Source organism: Amycolatopsis sp. NPDC051061 (genome assembly GCF_040682935.1).
Taxonomy (GTDB): domain Bacteria; phylum Actinomycetota; class Actinomycetes; order Mycobacteriales; family Pseudonocardiaceae; genus Amycolatopsis.
In genome coordinates, this window is the sequence record NZ_JBFBBZ010000017.1 from 146,508 (window position 1) to 164,265 (window position 17,758).

General features: G+C 70.6%; 19 protein-coding genes. 11 read left to right on the forward strand and 8 right to left on the reverse strand.

The genetic code is table 11. The features are described 5' to 3' along the window. Positions 1–3 precede the first annotated feature (3 nt). Genes AB0N03_RS24055 through AB0N03_RS24075 form a run of 5 tightly spaced genes read left to right on the forward strand, consistent with a single transcriptional unit; the run spans position 4 to position 5,468 of the window. On the forward strand, positions 4–1,365 hold the full coding sequence (locus AB0N03_RS24055) for an extracellular solute-binding protein (protein WP_364375706.1): 1,362 nt from the start codon (positions 4–6) through the stop codon (positions 1,363–1,365). Then, positions 1,362–2,354 (forward strand): sugar ABC transporter permease, encoded by a 993-nt coding sequence (locus tag AB0N03_RS24060; protein WP_364375709.1) that lies wholly within the window; start codon positions 1,362–1,364, stop codon positions 2,352–2,354. Before AB0N03_RS24055 ends, AB0N03_RS24060 begins: the two co-directional genes overlap by 4 nt. Beyond that, positions 2,351–3,241, forward strand: a complete 891-nt coding sequence (locus tag AB0N03_RS24065) for a carbohydrate ABC transporter permease (protein ID WP_364375712.1) — start codon at positions 2,351–2,353, stop codon at positions 3,239–3,241. The genes AB0N03_RS24060 and AB0N03_RS24065 overlap by 4 nt, the downstream gene beginning before the upstream one ends. Beyond that, positions 3,238–4,503 (forward strand): 6-phospho-beta-glucosidase, encoded by a 1,266-nt coding sequence (locus AB0N03_RS24070; RefSeq protein WP_364375715.1) that lies wholly within the window; start codon positions 3,238–3,240, stop codon positions 4,501–4,503. Before AB0N03_RS24065 ends, AB0N03_RS24070 begins: the two co-directional genes overlap by 4 nt. After that, complete coding sequence (locus tag AB0N03_RS24075; RefSeq protein ID WP_364375717.1) at positions 4,500–5,468, forward strand: BadF/BadG/BcrA/BcrD ATPase family protein; 969 nt, start codon at positions 4,500–4,502, stop codon at positions 5,466–5,468. Before AB0N03_RS24070 ends, AB0N03_RS24075 begins: the two co-directional genes overlap by 4 nt. Positions 5,469–5,517: 49 nt before the next feature. Here the strand turns inward: AB0N03_RS24075 and AB0N03_RS24080 are convergent, their stop codons facing one another. The 4 genes from AB0N03_RS24080 to AB0N03_RS24095 form a co-directional block, all read right to left on the reverse strand. Continuing rightward, entirely contained in the window at positions 5,518–6,030 is a 513-nt protein-coding gene (locus AB0N03_RS24080; protein ID WP_364375720.1) for an SRPBCC domain-containing protein, read from the reverse strand. Continuing rightward, the gene (locus AB0N03_RS24085; protein WP_285482766.1) at positions 6,027–6,350 is read right to left on the reverse strand and encodes a metalloregulator ArsR/SmtB family transcription factor; all 324 of its coding nucleotides are present in this window, start codon (positions 6,348–6,350) and stop codon (positions 6,027–6,029) included. The genes AB0N03_RS24080 and AB0N03_RS24085 overlap by 4 nt, the downstream gene beginning before the upstream one ends. 106 nt (positions 6,351–6,456) lie before the next feature. After that, the gene (locus tag AB0N03_RS24090) at positions 6,457–7,824 is read right to left on the reverse strand and encodes a gluconate:H+ symporter (protein ID WP_364375723.1); all 1,368 of its coding nucleotides are present in this window, start codon (positions 7,822–7,824) and stop codon (positions 6,457–6,459) included. After that, a complete protein-coding gene (locus tag AB0N03_RS24095) occupies positions 7,821–8,315 on the reverse strand; it encodes a gluconokinase (RefSeq protein ID WP_364375726.1) in 495 nt (164 codons plus the stop codon). Before AB0N03_RS24095 ends, AB0N03_RS24090 begins: the two co-directional genes overlap by 4 nt. 94 nt (positions 8,316–8,409) lie before the next feature. On the opposite strand from AB0N03_RS24095, the gene AB0N03_RS24100 reads away from it, so the two are divergent. Together AB0N03_RS24100 and AB0N03_RS24105 are read left to right on the forward strand one after the other, a co-directional pair. After that, the gene (locus tag AB0N03_RS24100; RefSeq protein WP_364375729.1) at positions 8,410–9,102 is read left to right on the forward strand and encodes an FCD domain-containing protein; all 693 of its coding nucleotides are present in this window, start codon (positions 8,410–8,412) and stop codon (positions 9,100–9,102) included. 63 nt (positions 9,103–9,165) lie between these two features. Further along, positions 9,166–10,056 (forward strand): cobalamin biosynthesis protein, encoded by an 891-nt coding sequence (locus AB0N03_RS24105; protein WP_364375732.1) that lies wholly within the window; start codon positions 9,166–9,168, stop codon positions 10,054–10,056. A 196-nt stretch (positions 10,057–10,252) separates the two neighbouring features. Here AB0N03_RS24105 and AB0N03_RS24110 read toward each other — a convergent pair whose 3' ends face one another. The 4 genes from AB0N03_RS24110 to AB0N03_RS24125 all read right to left on the reverse strand — a co-directional run bounded on the left by AB0N03_RS24110 (position 10,253) and on the right by AB0N03_RS24125 (position 13,042). Beyond that, positions 10,253–11,092 (reverse strand): SURF1 family cytochrome oxidase biogenesis protein, encoded by an 840-nt coding sequence (locus AB0N03_RS24110; RefSeq protein ID WP_364375735.1) that lies wholly within the window; start codon positions 11,090–11,092, stop codon positions 10,253–10,255. A gap of 97 nt (positions 11,093–11,189) precedes the next feature. After that, a complete protein-coding gene (locus AB0N03_RS24115; RefSeq protein WP_364375738.1) occupies positions 11,190–11,708 on the reverse strand; it encodes a ricin-type beta-trefoil lectin domain protein in 519 nt (172 codons plus the stop codon). Positions 11,709–11,790: 82 nt separating this feature from the next. Next, positions 11,791–12,252: a low molecular weight protein-tyrosine-phosphatase gene (locus AB0N03_RS24120; protein ID WP_364375741.1), complete on the reverse strand. Its 462-nt coding sequence runs from the start codon at positions 12,250–12,252 to the stop codon at positions 11,791–11,793. A gap of 232 nt (positions 12,253–12,484) precedes the next feature. Further along, positions 12,485–13,042: a chorismate mutase gene (locus AB0N03_RS24125; protein ID WP_364375744.1), complete on the reverse strand. Its 558-nt coding sequence runs from the start codon at positions 13,040–13,042 to the stop codon at positions 12,485–12,487. Between the two features lie 31 nt (positions 13,043–13,073). Between AB0N03_RS24125 and AB0N03_RS24130 the strand changes: the two genes are divergently transcribed. From AB0N03_RS24130 to AB0N03_RS24145, 4 genes are all read left to right on the forward strand, one after another. Continuing rightward, a complete protein-coding gene (locus tag AB0N03_RS24130; RefSeq protein WP_364375747.1) occupies positions 13,074–13,895 on the forward strand; it encodes a Nif3-like dinuclear metal center hexameric protein in 822 nt (273 codons plus the stop codon). A 9-nt stretch (positions 13,896–13,904) separates the two neighbouring features. After that, on the forward strand, positions 13,905–14,642 hold the full coding sequence (locus AB0N03_RS24135; RefSeq protein WP_364375750.1) for a C4-type zinc ribbon domain-containing protein: 738 nt from the start codon (positions 13,905–13,907) through the stop codon (positions 14,640–14,642). Further along, a complete protein-coding gene (locus tag AB0N03_RS24140; RefSeq protein WP_364375753.1) occupies positions 14,639–15,826 on the forward strand; it encodes a bifunctional RNase H/acid phosphatase in 1,188 nt (395 codons plus the stop codon). Before AB0N03_RS24135 ends, AB0N03_RS24140 begins: the two co-directional genes overlap by 4 nt. Positions 15,827–16,010: 184 nt before the next feature. Continuing rightward, the gene (locus AB0N03_RS24145; protein ID WP_364375756.1) at positions 16,011–17,753 is read left to right on the forward strand and encodes a hypothetical protein; all 1,743 of its coding nucleotides are present in this window, start codon (positions 16,011–16,013) and stop codon (positions 17,751–17,753) included. Positions 17,754–17,758: the final 5 nt, after the last annotated feature.

Consider the following 17,758-nt stretch of genomic DNA (forward strand, 5'->3'; position numbering starts at 1 on the left):
GCCATGCCCCCTACCACCCGGACCCGTCGCGGTGCAGCGTTAATCGCCGTGGCCGCGGCGTCCGTCCTGTTGACCAGCGCGTGTTCCGGCGCCGCCGCACCCAGTGGGGGTGGTGACGCGGCCGCCGCGCCCGGCAAGGACGACAAGATCACGATCACGGTCTACAGCAAGTTCACCGACCGCGAGTACGGCGTGGTGACCGCGGGCCTGAACAAGCTCAAGGCGAAGTACCCGAACATCGAGATCAAGCACGAGGGCAACCAGGACGACGACAAGCTCACGCAGTCGATCCGCGGCGGCAACCCGCCCGACGTCGCGATCTCGTTCTACACCGACAACCTCGGCGCCTGGTGCTCCAACGGCAGCTTCCAGGACCTGAAGCCCTACATCGACCGCGACAAGATCGACCTCAACCAGATCCCGGAGGCGGTCCGCAACTACACCGAGTACCAGGGCAAGCGGTGCGCGATGCCGATGCTCGCCGACGTCTACGGCTTCTACTACAACAAGGACATGTTCGCGGCGAAGGGCGTCACCTCGCCGCCGAAGAACACGGACGAGTTGCTCGAGGACGCCAAGAAGCTGACCGAGTACAACGCGGACGGCTCGATCAAGGTCGCCGGCTTCCTGCCGTCGATGCCGTTCTACGCCAACCAGGCCCAGTACTGGGCGCCGAACTTCGGCGCGCCGTTCATCGGCCCGGACGGCAAGTCGGACCTCGCCACCAACCCCGGCTGGAAGGCGATGTTCGAGTTCCAGAAGAAGCTGATCGACGCGCTCGGCGGCCACGACAAGGTCGAGAAGTTCAAGGCCGGTCTCGGTGACGAGTACTCCGCCGACAACGGCTTCCAGAAGGGCAAGCTGGCGATGATCTACGACGGTGAGTTCCGCACCGCGTTCATCAAGGACCAGGCGCCGACCCTGAACTACGCCACCGCGCCCGCCCCGGTGCTCACCACCATGGCGGACAAGTACGGCAGTGCCTTCACCACCGGCACGATCATCGCGATCCCCAAGGGCGCCAAGAACCCCGGCGCCGCGTGGGAGCTGATCAAGCAGGTCACCCTGGACACCGACACCCTGGTGGACATGGCCAACGGCCTGAAGAACGTGCCCAGCACGAAGGCCTCGCTGACGTCGCCGCGCCTCGACCTGCAGCCGCAGTTCAAGACGTTCCTCGACATGTACGACAGCGGCAAGCTCGTGTCCAACCAGACCACGCCGATCGGTGACGCGCACCTCAAGGCGGTCAACGACTTCGCCGAGAAGTGGCAAGCCGGCTCGATCCCCGACCTGACCGAAGGCCTGAAGAAGGTGGACGCGCAGATCGACGACGAACTGAAGCAAAAGGGCGCGGGCGGATGACCTCCACTCTCGCCACGAAGACCGACGGCTCCCCGTCCGCACCTGCCAAGGTGCGGGCGGGGGCCCGCCGGGCCAAGCGCCGCCGGACCGTCTTCTTCTTCATGGCCCCGGCGCTCATCGGGTTCCTGGTCTTCTTCGGCTACCCGCTGATCGCCACGGTCTACTACTCCTTCACCAAGTACGACCTGATCAACCCGCCGCAGTTCATCGGGTTCGACAACTACGTGCGGATGTTCACCAGCGAGCCGCTCGTCGCCACCGCGGCGTACAACACGCTGTGGCTGGTGGTCATCCTGACGACGTGCCGGGTGCTGTTTTCGCTCGGCATCGCGTCGGTGATCTCCCGGCTGAAGTCGGGCGTCGGCCTGGTCCGGACGCTGTGCTACCTGCCGACGCTGGCCCCGCCGGCGGCGGCAACGCTGGCGTTCGTCTTCGTGTTCAACCCCGAATTCGGCCCGGTGAACCGGTTCCTGCGGCTCATCGGCATCGACGGCGGCCTGTGGTTCAACAGCCCGGCCATGTCGAAGCCCGCGCTGACGCTGCTCGCGCTGTGGGGCTCCGGCGAGCTGATGATCATCATCCTGGCCGCGCTGCTGGACGTCCCGACCGAGCAGTACGAGGCCGCCGAGCTCGACGGCGCCGGCCCGATCCGCCGGTTCTGGCACGTCACGCTGCCCTCGATCTCGCCGGTGCTGCTCTTCGGCGTGGTCAACTCGATCATCTACGCGCTGCAGTTCTTCACACAGGCGATCGTGGCCGCGTCCGCCTCGGCGGGCACCGCCGACGTCGCCGGCAACTCGAAACTCATCGGCGCACCGCAGAACTCGACGTTGACGTACCCGATCTGGCTGTACGTCCAGGGTTTCCGCTACTTCAACATGGGTTACGCGGCCGCGATGGCGGTGCTGCTGTTCATCGTCTCGGCCGGCTTCACGTGGATTCTCGTGCGGCAGCTGCGCAAGTCCCAGCACCAGGAGGAGGGGGCATGACCGCGTTGGCGGAAGCGCCGCAGAAGCCGGCGGGCGTGCCGCCGCGGGTGCGGTTCAAGCGGACGTGGGACAAGCGGCTGTCCTGGATCGCGTTGCACGCGACCGGGATCGCGCTCGGCGTGATCTTCGTGCTGCCGCTGCTGTTCGTGTTCCTCACCGCGGTGATGAAGAGCGACCAGGCGATGACGGCGAGCCTGTGGCCGACCGAATGGCACTTCGAGAACTTCGTGACGGTGTTCAAGAAGGCGCCGCTGCTCGAGTACTTCGGCAACAGCCTGCTGTATTCGGCGCTGGCGACGGTGGGCGCGCTGCTTTCGGCGATCCCGGCGGCCTACGCGCTGGCGAAACTGCGGTGGCGCGGGCAGAACCTGTTCTTCATGCTCACGGTGGCCGCGATGATGCTGCCGCCGCAGGTCACGATCGTGCCGCTGTACGACCTGTGGGTGCGGATGGGGCTCACCGGCACGCTGGTGCCGCTGATCGTCCCGTACTTCTTCTTCGACGCGTTCTCGATCTTCCTGCTCCGGCAGTTCTTCCTGACCATTCCGAAGGACTATCTCGAAGCCGCGAAGATCGACGGCTGCAACGAGTTCCAGGCGATGTACCGGGTGCTGATCCCGATGGCCAAGCCGGGGATCGCCGCCACCGCGATGTTCTGCTTCCTGTTCACCTGGAACGACTACTTCGGGCCGTTGCTCTACACCGGTGAGAACCAGGACCACTGGCCGCTGTCGCTGGCGATCGCGTCCTTCCGCGGCATGCACCACGTCGAGTGGAACATGACGATGGCCGCCACCGCGCTGATCATGGCGCCGGTGATCGTGCTGTTCATCTTCGCCCAGAAGTCGTTCGTCAAGGGCATCACATTCACGGGAGTCAAGGGATGAAGCTGGCAGTCGTCGGTGGCGGGTCCACCTACACGCCGGAGCTGATCGACGGGATCGCCGGTCGCCGGTCCACTTTGGACGTCGATGAGATCGTGCTGGTCGACCCGGACGCCTACCGCGTCGAAGCCGTCGGCGGGTTCAGCCAGCGGATCCTTTCGCACGCCGGCCACCCCGCGCAGGTGCGGACCACGCAGTCGCTGGAAGAGGGCGTCGACGGCGCGTCGGCGGTACTGATCCAGCTGCGCGTCGGCGGCCAACGGGCACGGCGTTCCGACGAGACGTTCCCGCACGCCTGCGGCTGCGTCGGGCAGGAGACGACCGGTGCCGGCGGCCTCGCGAAGGCGCTGCGCACGGTGCCGGTGGTGCTCGACATCGCCGAGCGCGTCCGCAAGATCGCCGGCGACGACACGTGGATCGTCAACTTCACCAACCCGGTCGGCATCGTCACCCGCGCCCTGCTCAACGAGGGCCACCGCGCGGTCGGGCTGTGCAACGTCGCGATCAACCTGCAGCGCCAGTTCGGAAAGCTGCTCGGCGTCGGCGCGAACGACGTCAAGCTGGTGCACACCGGACTCAACCACCTGAGCTGGGAGCGCGGCGCGCTCGTCGACGGCGTCGACCGGCTGCCGGAGCTGCTGGAGGAGCACCTGGACTACCTGTCCAACGAGGTCAGCGTGCCGGAGAAGTGGTTGCGGCGGATGAACGTCGTGCCGTCGTACTACCTGAAGTACTTCTACGCGCACGACGAGCAGGTCACCAAGCAGCGCACCGAGCGTCCGCGCGCCGACGTCGTGTCCGACGTCGAGGAAGAGCTGCTGAAGATCTACCTCGACCCGGAGCAGAACACCAAGCCGGAGTCGCTGGAGAAGCGCGGCGGCGCGTACTACTCGGAAGCGGCGGTGCAGCTGGTGCACGCGCTGACCGCGGGCGGTCCGGCCGAGGAGCACGTGGTGAACGTCCGCAACGGCGGCACTTTCCCGTTCCTGCCGGACGACGCCGTCATCGAGGCACGGTCCACTGTGGACTCGTCTGGTGCCGTGCCCATCCCGCAGTCGCCGGTGGAGCCTCAGTTCTCGGGGCTGATCGCGGCCACCACGGCGTATGAGTTCCTCGCGCTGGAGGCGGCGATCAAGGGCGGCCGTGACCGCGTGGCGGACGCGCTGCTGGCGCACCCGCTGGTCGGCCAGTACACGAAGGCCGACACCCTGGCCGATTCGCTGGTGCAGATCAACCGCGAGTACTTGCCCTGGGCGCGCGGATGAGGCCTGCGGTTATCGCGATCGACGGCGGCAACAGCAAGACCGAGGTCCTGGTGATCTCGGAAGACGGCGTCGTGCTGGGCAAGTCGCGCGGGCCCGGCGCGTCGCCGCAGAACATCGGCGTCGCGGCCTGCGTCACGGCGCTGGAAGGCCTGGTCCTGGAGGCGTTCCCGGATTTCGGGGAGAAGCCGTTCGCGGTGCACACGTCGGCGTACCTCGCGGGCCTCGACTTCCCGCGTGAGGAAGAGGCGCTGCACGCGGCGCTGGCGGCCCGGGGCTGGAGCGACACCCTGACCGTCGGCAACGACACCCTCGCGCTGCTCCGGGCGGGCAGCGCGGGGGTGGGCGTCGCGGTCGTGTGCGGCGCCGGGATCAACGGCGCCGGCGTCGGCCCGGACGGCCGCGTGCACCGCTTTCCCGCACTGGGCAAGATCTCCGGCGACTGGGGCGGCGGCTACCGGCTCGGCGAGGAGGCCCTGTGGTGGGCGGTGCGCGCCGAGGACGGCCGCGGCCCGCGAACGGCCCTGATGCCGGCTGTGGCCGGTTACTTCGGGAAGCCGACGCTGCTCGACGTCGTGCAGGGCCTGCACTTCGAGGAGATCGACGGGGCGTCGATCCACGGGCTGTGCCCGCTGCTGTTCGAGGTGGCGGCGGCGGGCGACGAGGTCGCGTCGGACATCGTCACCCGGTTCGTCGAAGAGGTCAGCGTGTTCGCGGCGGTCATCCTGCGGAACCTGGACCTGACCGGGGATGCCTCGGAGATCGTCCTCGGCGGTGGGGTGCTGACCGGGATCGGCGCGCCGGTGATCGCGGAGATCGAACGCCGCTGCCTGAAGGTCGCACCGCGCGCGGTGGTTCGCGTCGTCGACGTGAACCCCGTGGTGGGAGCGGCTTTGTTCGGACTGGACACGCTGGGCGCGTCGGACGCCGCGAAGGCGTCGCTGAAGGCGGCGACCCAGCGCGCATAGACCTGGTGGCCTGCCTCGAAGCGGCGCGAGGCAGGCCACCAGACCTCTTTCACGGCGCGGGGACCAGGATCTCGCCGGTCTCCAGCAGGGACTTGAGGTCGGACAGGATCCAGTCCCAGCCGCCGCCCGCGTTCTCGCCGGGGCCGGCGTTGACGTCCTCGTGGATGCCGCTGACCATGTCGCCGGTGAGCGGCGCGCCGGTGACGTCGTGGGTGACGGTGAGTCTGGTGCCGGCCGTCTTCGTCGCTTCGATGTCGTAGGTGAGCGTCGTGTACGGCTCGGCGGACATCTCCTCGGGACCCATGAGCAGCTTCCAGGTGATGACGAGCTTGCGCGGCGGGTCGACTTCCAGGACCTCGCCGTCGACGAGGTCGCCGGTGAGCCCGGCGTCGATGAACTCCTGCGTCGGGCGGGTGCGGTGCTTGCCGCCGACCTTGAGGTCGAAGTCGGCGAGGCCGGTGTAGCCGTACTTCCGCGTCCATTCGGGCTTGGTGATGGCTTCCCAGATGCGCTCCGGAGTGGCCTTGATGTAGACGCGGTGGACCTGCACGGTGGTCGTCATGGTTCTTCGCCTTCCAGTTCGTTCTTGAGGTCGAGCAACGCGGTGACGTGGCGTTCGGTGTACTTGTCGATCCACCGGTCGTGGATCTGCCGGATGGGCACGGGGTTGAGGAAGTGCCGCTTCTCGCGGCCTTCCTTCCGCGCGACAACGAGCCCGGCTTCTTCCAGGAGCTTCAGGTGCTTCATGACGCCGAAGCGGGTCATGTCGACCTGGGTCTCCAGCTCGGTGAGCGTGCGGCCGTCGCGCTCGAAGAGCAGGTCGAGCAGGAACCGGCGGGTCGGATCCGCCAGCGCCTTGAACACCAGGTCGTCGTCGGGCACTCGCTCAAGATAGGTGACCAAAAGGTCACATGTCAACGCCCGGAAAAGCCGTGAAGGCCTCCTTCACGGCCTTTAGAGCCGGTAAGGAGGCCTTCACGGCTTTGGGCTAGACGACCAGGGAGAGGGGGAGGATCAGGGCGATCGCCACCACGGAGATGAGCGTCTCCATCACCGACCAGCTCTTCAGCGTCTGGCCGACCGACAGGCCGAAGTACTCCTTGACCAGCCAGAACCCGGCGTCGTTCACGTGCGAGAAGAACAGCGACCCCGCGCCGATCGCCAGCACCAGCAGGGCGCTGTGCGACGGGTCCATGGTCGCCGCCAGTGGGGCCACGATGCCCGCCGCCGAGACCGTCGCCACCGTGGCCGAGCCCGTCGCCAACCGGATCGCCACCGCGACCAGCCAGCCGAGCAGCAGCGGTGACAGGTTCGCGTCCTTGGCCAGACCCGTGATCACGTCGCCGACGCCCGCGTCGACCAGCGTCTGCTTGAAGCCGCCGCCCGCGCCGACGATCAGGATGATCCCCGCGATCGGGCCCAGCGAGTCCGCGACCACAGTGGACAGTCGCGAGCGGTCGAGGCCGGCCGGGCGGCCGAGCAGGACCATGCCCACCAGGACCGCCGCGAGCAGGGCGATCAGCGGGTCGCCGACGAAGTCGAGGATCTTCCGCGCCTGGTTCTCCTTGCCCAGCAGGATGTCCGACAGCGCCTTCGCCAGCATGAGCACGACCGGCAGCAGCACCGTCGTGAGCGTCGCCGCGAAGCTGGGGCGCGGCTTGTCCGTGTCCGCGCGCTCCGGGATCAGCCGCTCGGGCGGCGTGGCGTCCGGGACGAGCCGGGCGGCGAGCTTGCCGAACAGCGGGCCCGCGATGACCAGCGTCGGGATGCCGACGAGCAGGCCGAACGCCAGCGTGACCCCGACGTTCGCGTTCAGCGCGCCCGCCGCGGCGAGCGGACCGGGGTGCGGCGGGACCAGGCCGTGCAGCACGGAAAGGCCGGCGACGGCCGGGATGCCCAGCAGCATCAACGGTTTTCCGGTGCGCTTGGCCGCGAGCAGCACCACCGGGATCAGCATGACGAGCCCGATTTCAAAGAACATCGGCAGCCCGATCAGCGCGGCGACCAGCGCCATCGCCCACGGCAAGGCGGCACCGCGGGCCTTACCGAGCACCGTGTCGACGATCTGGTCCGCGCCACCGGAGTCGGCCAGCAGCTTGCCCAGCATCGCGCCGAGGGCGATGAGGATGCCGACGGACGCGACCGTGCTGCCGACGCCGCCGCTGAAGCTCTTCAGCAGCTTGTCGACCGGCATTCCGGCGGTCAGGCCGAGCACGAGCGAGCCGAGCACCAGCGCCAGGAACGGGTGCAGCTTCAGCTTCGTGATCAGCACGACGATGACGGCGATCGCGACGACGGTCGCGCTGATCAAGCGGGTGTCGTGGCCGGTCCAGGCGGCCGCGAGGACGGTGGTCATGCGTGCTCCCGGAAGGCGGTGAGGGCCGTGTCGGTGATCTCCGCGGGCGTGTCGCGGATGTCGAAGATCGCGCCGGGCTCGTCCGGCTCGAGGGGTTCCAGGTCGGCGAGCTGGGAGTCCAGCAGCGACACCGGCATGAAGTGGCCCGAGCGGGACTGCATGCGCTCGGCGAGGATGTCGTGGTCGCCGTGCAGGTGGGCGAACCACACGTTCCCGCCGGTCCGCAGCACGTCGCGGTACCGGCGCTTGAGCGCGGACGACGTCACGACGCCGCCGACGGCCTGGTGCGCGCGGATCCACTCGGCGATGGCCTCGAGCCAGGGGGCGCGGTCCTCGTCGGTCAGCGGGTGTCCCGCGGTCATCTTGTCGATGTTGGCCTGCGGGTGGAACGTGTCCGCCTCGGCGTACTCGACGTCCAGCGCGTTCGCGAGCGCCGTGCCGATCGTCGTCTTGCCGGAGCCTGACACCCCCATCACCACGATGACGGTCATCCGCACCTCCCACTTCGTTGTGCCCAGGTGAGTGAAGCTCAAAAGTACTACTTATTCAAGATGAAGTACTACTTAATCGAGTCAGATCGCTAGGTTGGGTTCGGTGAGGCACGAGCAGGTATTGGACTCCCTCGGCGCGGCGATCGCGAACGGAACGCTGACGCCGGGCACCGTTCTGCGCTCCGAAGAGCTGCAAGAGCGCTACGGCGCTTCGCGGACCGTGGCGCGCGAAGTCGTCCGAGTGCTCGAGACGATGCGGCTGACCAGCAGCAAGCGCCGGGTCGGGGTGACCGTCCGGGAGCCGGCGGAGTGGAACCACTACGACCCGCGGCTGATCCGCTGGCAGCTCGACGGCTCCGCCCGCCCGGCGGCCCTGGCGACGCTGAACGAGCTGCGGTCGGCGATCGAGCCGTGCGCGGCGCGCTACGCGGCCCTGCGCGCGACGCCGGAGGAGCGCGGCCGGCTCGGCGCGCTGGGGGAGCGGCTGGCGCGGACGGCCCGGGCGCGCGACCTCTCGACGTTCCTCGAGTTCGACATCGCGTTCCACGACCTGCTGCTCGCCGCGTCGAGGAACCCGATGTTCGCGCAGCTGTCCGAGGTCGTCGCGGAGGTGCTCACCGGGCGGACCGGGCACGGGCTGATGCCGCCGGAGCCGCAGCCCGAGGCCGTGGCGCTGCACCTGGAGGTCGCGGCGGCGGTCGCGGCGGGGGACGCGGACCGGGCGGAGCGGGCGATGCGCGACATCGTCGTCCAGGCGCGGGACGAGATAGCGGCGCTGGTCGAGTGAGGCGGTGCCGCGGGGGCGAGTAGCCTCCTCGGGTACTGGACTTTCTTCTGCCGGGGGGCACGGGTGAGCGCGGCGCGCGCGATCGGACTGGTGTTGGGCGTGGCGGCCGACGGCGCCCTCGGCGACCCGCGCCGCCGGCCCCCGGTGATCGCGTTCCGGCGGCTCGCGCAGGGCCCGGGCGTCGTGGTCGCGGGTGCCGTGGTGGCCGGCGGGTTGCTGCTCGAGCGCGCCGGCCGCGGCCGGCCCCTGGTGCAGGCATCGGCGACGGCGGTGACGACGTGGGCGGTCCTCGGCGCGGCCGGCCTGGCGCTGCAGGGCACGGAACTGGCGCGCGACCTCGAGGAGTCCCGCTTCGACCCGGCGCGGTCCACACTGTCCGAACTGGACCCGCGCGTGGCCGACGGCCTGGACCTGGTGGGGCTTTCGCGGGCGTCGGTGGAAACGTTGGCGGAGAACACTTCGGACGCGGTCGTGGCGCCCCTGGTCTGGGGCGCGGTGGCGGGGGTCCCGGGCCTGGTGGGCGCGCGAGCGGTGAGCCTGCTCCGCCGCGCGCGCGTGGGGCGTCAGGGGCATTGGTCGATCGACCGGCTGGACGAGCTGGTCCACCTCGTCCCGACCCGGCTGGCGGCGGGCCTGACGGTGCTGGCGGCCCCGGTGGTCGGCGGCTCGGCGGGCGGCGCGTGGCGGGCGTGGCGCCGCGACACGATCGCCCACCCGAGCCCGAACGCGGGCCGGGTGGAGGCGGCGTTCGCGGGAGCCCTGGAGGTCCGCGTCGGCGGGCGCACGGTGTACCCGCACGGGGTGGCGGAGCTGCCGGTGCTGGGCGTGGGGCGGAACCCGGACGCCGGGCACGTGACGCGGGCGGTGGAGCTGTCCCGGGTGGTCGGGTGGCTGGCCGGGGTGACTTCGGTGGTGCTCGCGGTGATGGCCGGTTTCTGGCGCCGGTCGCGCTGAAGGGGCTGGGTAGCGGGGCGGTCGGCTCACAGGAGCGCCGACGTCGGCAGAGCCGGCGCAGCTGCGTCAACGCCGCCGCGTCGAGCCGCCCATCGCGGTCTGCCAGCCGGGCGCCGATCCGCTCCGGGTCCGCCGCCGTCTTGTTCCCGCCGAACTTGAACTTCGCCCGGACTCCGGAAGAAGGGCCGATAACGAGCTACTTCTGATGGCCACTTTCGGCCAGCTCGTCCTCCGCCAGGATCTCCGCGACCGACTTCCGGCGAGTCGGGGAAGCCGGCTGACCGGACGTGACGAGCGCCCCACCCGGCTTCAGCTCACGCACCGTGAAGTACAGCCAGCCCAGCAGGGCCATCGCGCCGAACGCGATCCACTGCAGCGCGTACGACAGGAACGGTCCCGAGTCGGTCTGCGGCAGCGGCAGCGCGCCCAGCACGCCGGGCTGGTTCGGGTCGAGCTGGAAGTACCCCGGCCGGATGTCGAGCCTCCCGGCCCGCGCGACCACCCGCGAGTCGACGACGTAGCTCTGCAGCTGCCCGCCGGTCGACGCGTCCGCGAACGCGTCCCGGTTCTTCGGGTCGGTCTCGTCGGCGCGCGCCCGGGCGGTGACCTGCACGATCCCGGCCGGCGGCGGCGCGTACGGCAGCACGCCGGACTTGCTGTCGAGCCGGACGTACCCGCGGTCGACCAGGACGACCGTGCCGTCGGTGGTCCGCATCGGCGTCAGCACCTCGAAGGCGCCCTCGCCCTGGACCGTCCGCAGCCGCGCGACGACTTCCTTGTCCGCGAGGTACTGGCCGGTGATCGAGACGAGATGCCACTCCGTGTGCTGGTCGGGCACGCTCCCCGGCGGCAGCAGCTGCGCCAGCGGCAGGGGCGGCGCGGTGAACGACGCCTCGAGCGCGGAGTTCTGCTGCTCGCGTTCGGTGTTGCGGCCGAACTGCCACGGTGAAAGCAGCGTGAAGCAGCAGATGGCGAAGGTGAACACCACCACCGTCAGCGCCAGCCACCCGGGCTTGAGCAGGAACCGCAACCGCACCCCACCACGGTAGGCCGTGCCCCGCCCGGACCGCCCGCCGACCTCCGTCACCTGTGACGTCGGCCGGGACGAACCGCCCGAGCGGGGCGAACGCGGCTCAGCGGTCCAGCCGCCACCGCTGGCTCGGGTTCCCGGCGACGCAGGCGGCCGTGATCACCCGCGAGCCCGGGTCGTTCGACCCCAGGTCGGCGCACAGGCTGTTGTGGTTGCGCAGCGTGCCGTCGCCCTTGAGGAACCACTGCTGGCTCAGGTTGCCCGCGACGCACCCGACGGTGATCACCGGCGTGCCCGGTGCGTTGCGGCCGATGTCGGCGCAGGCCCCGGCCGCCGTGCGCACGGTGCCGTCACCCGGGAGCGTCCACTGCTGCCCGGCGGCGTCGGCCGGCGACGGCGGCGGTCCGGCCTGTGCCGCACCGAAACACGTCGACGCGGTCAGCACCCACTGCGGCGCGACGAGCGCGCCGGTGCAGTCCCGGCCGGTGGTGTTCACCTTGGCCACGAAGGAATACGTTCCTTCGGCGGCTTGACTTCCGCCGGTGATCGCTTGGGCCGGTGCGACGGCCAGGACCCCCGCCGCCGCCACGAGCGCGAGAACGCCCGAAATTCTTCTGAGCACGCGATTCCCCTCATCGATGTCGATGCCGGAGGGGTTGTCGCCGGGGTCCGCGAATTGGTACGGACCTCGGCGGTGACGCCGCTCACACCCGGGCGCGGACCCAGTCCAGCAGGCCGGGCACCGAACGTTCGATCATGCCGAGGACGTCTTCGAAGCCGTCGTCGCCGCCGTAGTAGGGGTCCGGCACTTCGGCGCCTTCGGGGGCCGACGGGTCGAATGACCGCAGCAGCCGCACTTTCGCGGGATCGCCGACGCGGGAGCGCAGGAACTCGGCGTGCCCTTCATCGGCGGCGAGCAGGAGATCGGCCCCGAGGTCCTCGCCGGAGACCTCGGAAGCGACGTGCCCGGTGGGATAGCCGTGCGCCTCGAGCGTCGCCCGGGCGCGCTTGTCGGCGGGTTCCCCTTCGTGCCAGCCCCCGGTCCCGGCACTGGACACGCGGACGGCGTCGCTCAGGCCGGCGTCGCCGAGCCGGGCGCGGAACACGAGTTCGGCCATCGGGGAGCGGCAGATGTTGCCGGAGCAGACGAAGACGAGGTGCGTCACCTCGCGAGCGTAACCGGCCGGTTCACCCGGTCACCCGCTCGCTCGGCGGTACCCGCCGCCCCGCGTCGCCACTTAGCGTCGTTCCCGCGAGGACGCGAACCGGAAGGAGAGCGATCATGCACGGGTGCTGCTCGAAGTGCACCGGTCAGGGCTGCGGCTGCTGCGGCAACTGCAACTGAAGCTCGACCCCGGCGCTCGCGGCGGCGGCACGAAAACCGCCGCCGGGGCGCCCCTAACGGGTGATGCAGGTCGCCGATGTGGCCTCACCCAACGCCCGCGCGTGCAGGACGTCGAAGCGGTGCACCACGTCCGCCACGCCCGCCGCCACCAGCTGACGAGCCGGGCATGAACGCGCCTTCCGAAGCGACGCAGTCGAAGCCAGCTCCGTCAGCAGCCCGGTGTTCAGCCGGTCGATCACCGGGCGGATCTCGCCCAGGTCGGGCCGGGTCGCCGGGGCCTCCGACGGGTGCGCGTCCCAGCGCGCGTACAGCCCCCGCTGGACCACCTTGTTCGCCTCGATCTGGGCGTGGAAGAACCGCACCGCGTCCGCCGGGTCGAGACCCAGGCCGGGCGCCCGCGCCGCCACCGAGTCGTAGATCTGCTGCTCGCGCACGGGGTCGTCGATCGGGGAAGGCGTGCCGTACTTCGCCGCCGCCACCCGGTCGGCGATCGCGACGCGCTGGGCCGCCAGATCCGTCAGCTGCCACAAGGAAGAGCTCGACGCCGAGGCCGGGACCGAAGCCAGGACCAAGCCGGACACCACCGCGAAGAGCACCGCCAGTACTCGCATGGCCCGCGACCGTACATGCGAAGATCCCCGGGTGCCCGCGCTTTCCGAAATCATCACCGTCCTGGAGCAGGCGTACCCGCCCGCGCTCGCCGAGTCGTGGGACGCCGTCGGCCTCGTCTGCGGCGACCCCGTCGAGCCCGTCACGCGCGTGCTCTTCTGCGTCGACCCGGTCGCCGAGACCGTCGACGAAGCCGCCGACCTCGGCGCGCAGCTGATCGTCGCGCACCACCCGCTGCTGCTGCGCGGCGTGCACGGCGTCGCCGCCGACACCGCCAAGGGCTCGCTGGTGCACCGGATGATCCGCACCGGCATCGCCCTCTACTGCGCGCACACCAACGCCGACTCCGCCGACCCCGGCGTCTCGGACGCCCTCGCGCAGGCGATCGGGCTGCGCGTGACCGGCCCGCTCGAGCCCAACCAAGACGGCGTCACCGGCATCGGCCGCCTCGGCGAGCTGCCCGAACCCGAACCGTTCGCGATGTTCGTCCAGCGCGTCGCCGACGCCCTCCCGGCGACCGTGCCCGGCGTGCTCGGCGCGGGCGACGCCGATCGCCCGATCCGCACCGTCGCCGTGTCCGGCGGCGCAGGGGACTCCTACCTCGAGCAGGCCACCGCGGCGGGGGTCGACGCCTTCGTCACCGCCGACCTGCGGCATCACCCCGCCGGCGAGCACCTCGCGAACCCGGGCGCCGTGCCCGCCCTGGTCGGGCTGACCCACTGGGCCAGCGAATGGCCCTGGTGCGGGCAAGCCTCGGCGGTCGTGGCCGACGCCTTTGCGGGTAACGTCGACATCTGCGTCTCCACGCGGTGCACCGACCCGTGGAACGTCCGCGCCGAGCGCACATCTATTTAGAGGAGCACCGTGAAGGCCGAATCCGCCGTGCAGCGCCAGTTGCTCGAGCTCGCCAAGGTGGACGCCGAGCTCTCGCGCACCGCGCACCGCCGCCGCACCCTGCCCGAGCTGGCCGAGATCGACGCGGGGGAGAAGACCGCCCGCGAGCGCCGCGACGCGCTCGTGTCCGTGGAGACCGCCGCCTCCGACCTCGACCGCGAGGTCGCCCGGCAGGAGAAGGAGATCGAGTCGGTGCGCGCCCGCGAGGACCGCGACCGCAAGCTCCTCGCGTCCGGGTCCGTCAACTCGAAGCAGATGACCGACATCGAGCACGAGCTGCAGACCCTGCAGCGCCGGCAGAGCGCGCTGGAGGACGACCTGCTGGAGCTGATGGAGCAGCGCGAGGCCCTCGGCCTGGACGCGCAGCGCACCGGCGCCGAGGTCGACAAGGCCGAAGCCGAGGTCGCCGCCGCGATCGCCCGCCGCGACGAGGCGTTCAAGGACCTCGACACCACCCGCGCGCGCCGCGACGAAGACCGCGTGAAGCTGCTGCCGCGTTTCCCGGACCCGCTGCTCAAGCTGTACGAGCGCGTCCGCGAGCAGAAGGGCATCGGCGCCGCGCTGCTGCGCGCCCGCCGCTGCGGTGCGTGCCAGCTGGAGCTGGACCGCAACACGATCGCCGAGATCAAGGCCGCGCCGGAGGACGACGTCATCCAGTGCGAGAACTGCGGCGCGGTCCTGGTGCGGACCATGGAGTCGGGTCTGTGACGTCGCACGTCGTCATCGAGGCGGACGGCGGTTCGCGGGGCAACCCGGGGCCGGCCGGCTACGGCGCGGTCGTCAAGGACGCCGCCACCGACGAGGTCTTGGCCGAGCGCAAGGAAAGCCTCGGCGTCGTCACCAACAACGTCGCCGAGTACAACGGCTTGATCGCCGGCCTGGCCGCCGCGGCCGAACTCGGAGCGTCCACTGTGGACGTCCGGATGGACTCGAAGCTCGTCGTGGAGCAGATGTCCGGGCGCTGGAAGATCAAGCACCCGGACATGCAGCCGCTGGCCGAGCGGGCCAAGGAGCTGGCCGCCGGCTTTTCCCGCGTCGAGTACGAGTGGATCCCGCGGGCGCAGAACTCCCACGCGGACCGGCTCGCGAACGAAGCCATGGACGCGGCCACCGGAAAGCCCGCCGCGGGAAAGCCCGCACTGGAACCATCCGGGGCTTCGCCCCGGGCCGGGGGCTCCGCCACCCGGACCCCCGAAAAGCCGCGGAAGCTGCCCACGCGGCGGCCCGACCGCGCGGCCGTGGCATGGACCGGCGCGAAAGGCACCCCGACCCGGCTGCTCCTGCTGCGCCACGGCCAGACGGAGATGTCGGCGCTGCGCCGCTACTCCGGCCGGGGCGACGTCCCGCTGACCGAGCTGGGTCGCTCGCAGGCCGCTGCGGCGGCGAAGCGGCTGGCCGCGACCGAAGGCTTGGTCGTCGACGGCGAGGCCGTCCCGATCATCTCCTCGCCGCTCACCCGCACGAAGCAGACCGCGCAGGCCGTCGCCGACGCGCTCGGCGGCCGCGTCGAGACCCACCCCGGCCTCATCGAGACCGACTTCGGTGACTGGGAAGGCCTGACGTTCGCCGAGGCCGCCGAGCGAGACCCCGAACTGCACGGTTCGTGGCTGGGCGACAGCTCGGTGCCGCCACCCGGCGGGGAAAGCTTCGACGTCGTCCACCGGCGCGTCCGCAAGGCCCGCGACGAGTTCATCGCCGAGCACGGCGGCCGGACGTTGGTGCTGGTCAGCCACGTGACGCCGATCAAGACGCTGCTCCGGATGGGCCTCGACGCGGGGCCGCAGCTGCTGTTCCGGCTGCACCTGGATCTGGCCTCGCTGTCGATCGTCGAGTTCTACCCGGACGGGAACGCTTCGGTCCGGCTGGTCAACGACACCTCACACCTGGCCTGACCGGGCGAAATGTGGGGTGGATCACGCTCAATGCCGACGCGTGGCGGACCCCGGATGGGGTATTGGCTACAGTGTCTCGACCGCGACGCCGCGGCGGTGGGCCCGGCCTCGGGTCCACTTCATGGGGCGCCAGCTCGTGCGCATCCCACCGGCAGAGGCCTGCGGGCGGAACAGTGACGAGGACATGACGGCTAGCGCACTCACCGAGACTTCCCCGAGCGACGTCCCCGAGGAGCCCACACCCGCGACGACCACGCGGAGCTGGGGCGCGCGGCTGGCGCCGGTGCTGGCCGTGCTCGCCGGCGTCGCGGCGGTGGCCGTGCACGCCGTCCGCTACGGCCACTGGATCGTCGACGACGCCGCCATCACCTTCTCCTACGCCCGCAGCTTCGCCGACGGCCTCGGCCCGGTGCTGCAGCCGGGCGCCCCGCCGGTCGAGGGCTTCTCCGACCCGACGTGGATGGTGCTGCTCGGCGTCGGCAAGCTCGTCGGCCTCTTCGACCACGGCCAGCTGTTCGGCCTGCCGGACTACGTGCTGTTCCCGAAGCTGCTGGGCCTGCTCTTCACCGGCGGCATCCTGACGGCGTGCTACATCGCCGCGAAGCAGATCTTCATCCGCTTCGCCTGGCTGGTCACGCTGGTCGCCGGCCTGACGCTGGCGACGATCCCGTCGTTCGTCATCTGGGTCGTGTCCGGCCTGGAGAACTCGCTGTTCGCGTTCGTGGTCGTCACGCTGGCCGTGACGCTGTTCGTCTCGGTCAAGCGCGACAAGCTGCTGACCCCGAAGGTCGCGCTGTGGGCGGGCGTCATGGTCGCGTTCGCCGCGCTGACCCGCCCGGAAGGCCTGATCTACGCGGGCGCGTACCCGCTGGCCGCGCTGTTGCTGCTGCGCGGCGGCCTGTTCTGGAAGAGCTTCCGCCTGGCGCTGCTGTCGGTGGCGGCGTTCGCCGTGCCGTTCGGCGCCTACGTCGCCTGGCGGTACTCGGAGTTCGGGCGGCTGCTGGCCAACCCGTCGGTGGCCAAGCAGCAGGGCCTGCCCGGTTTCGACGCCCTGAAGCGGCCGTTCGAGCTGGCGGGCTACGCGGGCTGGTCGGGCGTCGTCCTACTGCTGCTCGTGATCGTGTTCGCGCTGGTCAAGGCGCCGTGGCGGCGTCCGCTGATCGCGCTGCTGGTGCCGCTGGCGCTGGGGATCATCGCGTACGGCGTGATGGTCGCCGACTGGATGTACCAGCACCGGTTCGCCAGCCCGATCTGGCCGCTGGCCGTCATCGCGGGCACGCTTTCGGCGGGCGAGCTGCTCAAGCATCGCCGGGCGTTGCTGCGGATCGGGATCGTCGTGGTGCTGGTGGGGGCGTTCGTCCCGTCGGCGATCGGGTTCGCGCAGGCCGCGGACAAGTTCGCGAAGAACCCGAACATCACGGCGTGCCTGGTGGCGGACCGCTTCGGCCGCGGGTTCAACACGTACGCGGACATCCTGGGCATCCAGAAGGCGTCCCTGCTGCTGCCGGACCTCGGCGGCTCGTCGATGACCAGCCGGCTCGAGCTGGTCGACATGGCGGGCCTGGTCAACAAGCCGATCGCCGACCTGGTGCACGACGATGACCTGGCGGGCCTGCGGAACTACGTGTTCGACACGGTCAAGCCGACCTTCGTTCACTCCTGGGGCCCGTGGGCCGCGGGCAACGGGATCGCGCTGGACCCGCGCCTGGACCGCGACTACGTGCTGATCTACAGCTCCCCGATCGAGGGCCTGCGCAACGGCGACTGGGTGCGCAAGGACGCGGTGACGGACCCGGCGAAGCTGAAGGCGGCGCAGGACTACGCGGCGAAGACGATCCCGGCGGTGGCGGCGGACCGCTTCGGCGGCCCGCTGGACGACTGCGGGGCGACGATGAAGCCGGGCCAGACGATCACGATGCCCAGCTGAGACTG

Bases quoted from the DNA above. Each gene is read 5' to 3' on its own strand.
- AB0N03_RS24145 (WP_364375756.1), top strand. From the start codon at position 16,011: ATGACGGCTAGCGCACTCACCGAGACTTCCCCGAGCGACGTCCCCGAG.
- AB0N03_RS24060 (WP_364375709.1), top strand. From the start codon at position 1,362: ATGACCTCCACTCTCGCCACGAAGACCGACGGCTCCCCGTCCGCACCT.
- AB0N03_RS24075 (WP_364375717.1), top strand. From the start codon at position 4,500: ATGAGGCCTGCGGTTATCGCGATCGACGGCGGCAACAGCAAGACCGAG.
- AB0N03_RS24080 (WP_364375720.1), bottom strand. From the start codon at position 6,030: ATGACGACCACCGTGCAGGTCCACCGCGTCTACATCAAGGCCACTCCG.
- AB0N03_RS24070 (WP_364375715.1), top strand. From the start codon at position 3,238: ATGAAGCTGGCAGTCGTCGGTGGCGGGTCCACCTACACGCCGGAGCTG.
- AB0N03_RS24095 (WP_364375726.1), bottom strand. From the start codon at position 8,315: ATGACCGTCATCGTGGTGATGGGGGTGTCAGGCTCCGGCAAGACGACG.
- AB0N03_RS24055 (WP_364375706.1), top strand. From the start codon at position 4: ATGCCCCCTACCACCCGGACCCGTCGCGGTGCAGCGTTAATCGCCGTG.
- AB0N03_RS24090 (WP_364375723.1), bottom strand. From the start codon at position 7,824: ATGACCACCGTCCTCGCGGCCGCCTGGACCGGCCACGACACCCGCTTG.
- AB0N03_RS24125 (WP_364375744.1), bottom strand. From the start codon at position 13,042: ATGCGAGTACTGGCGGTGCTCTTCGCGGTGGTGTCCGGCTTGGTCCTG.
- AB0N03_RS24065 (WP_364375712.1), top strand. From the start codon at position 2,351: ATGACCGCGTTGGCGGAAGCGCCGCAGAAGCCGGCGGGCGTGCCGCCG.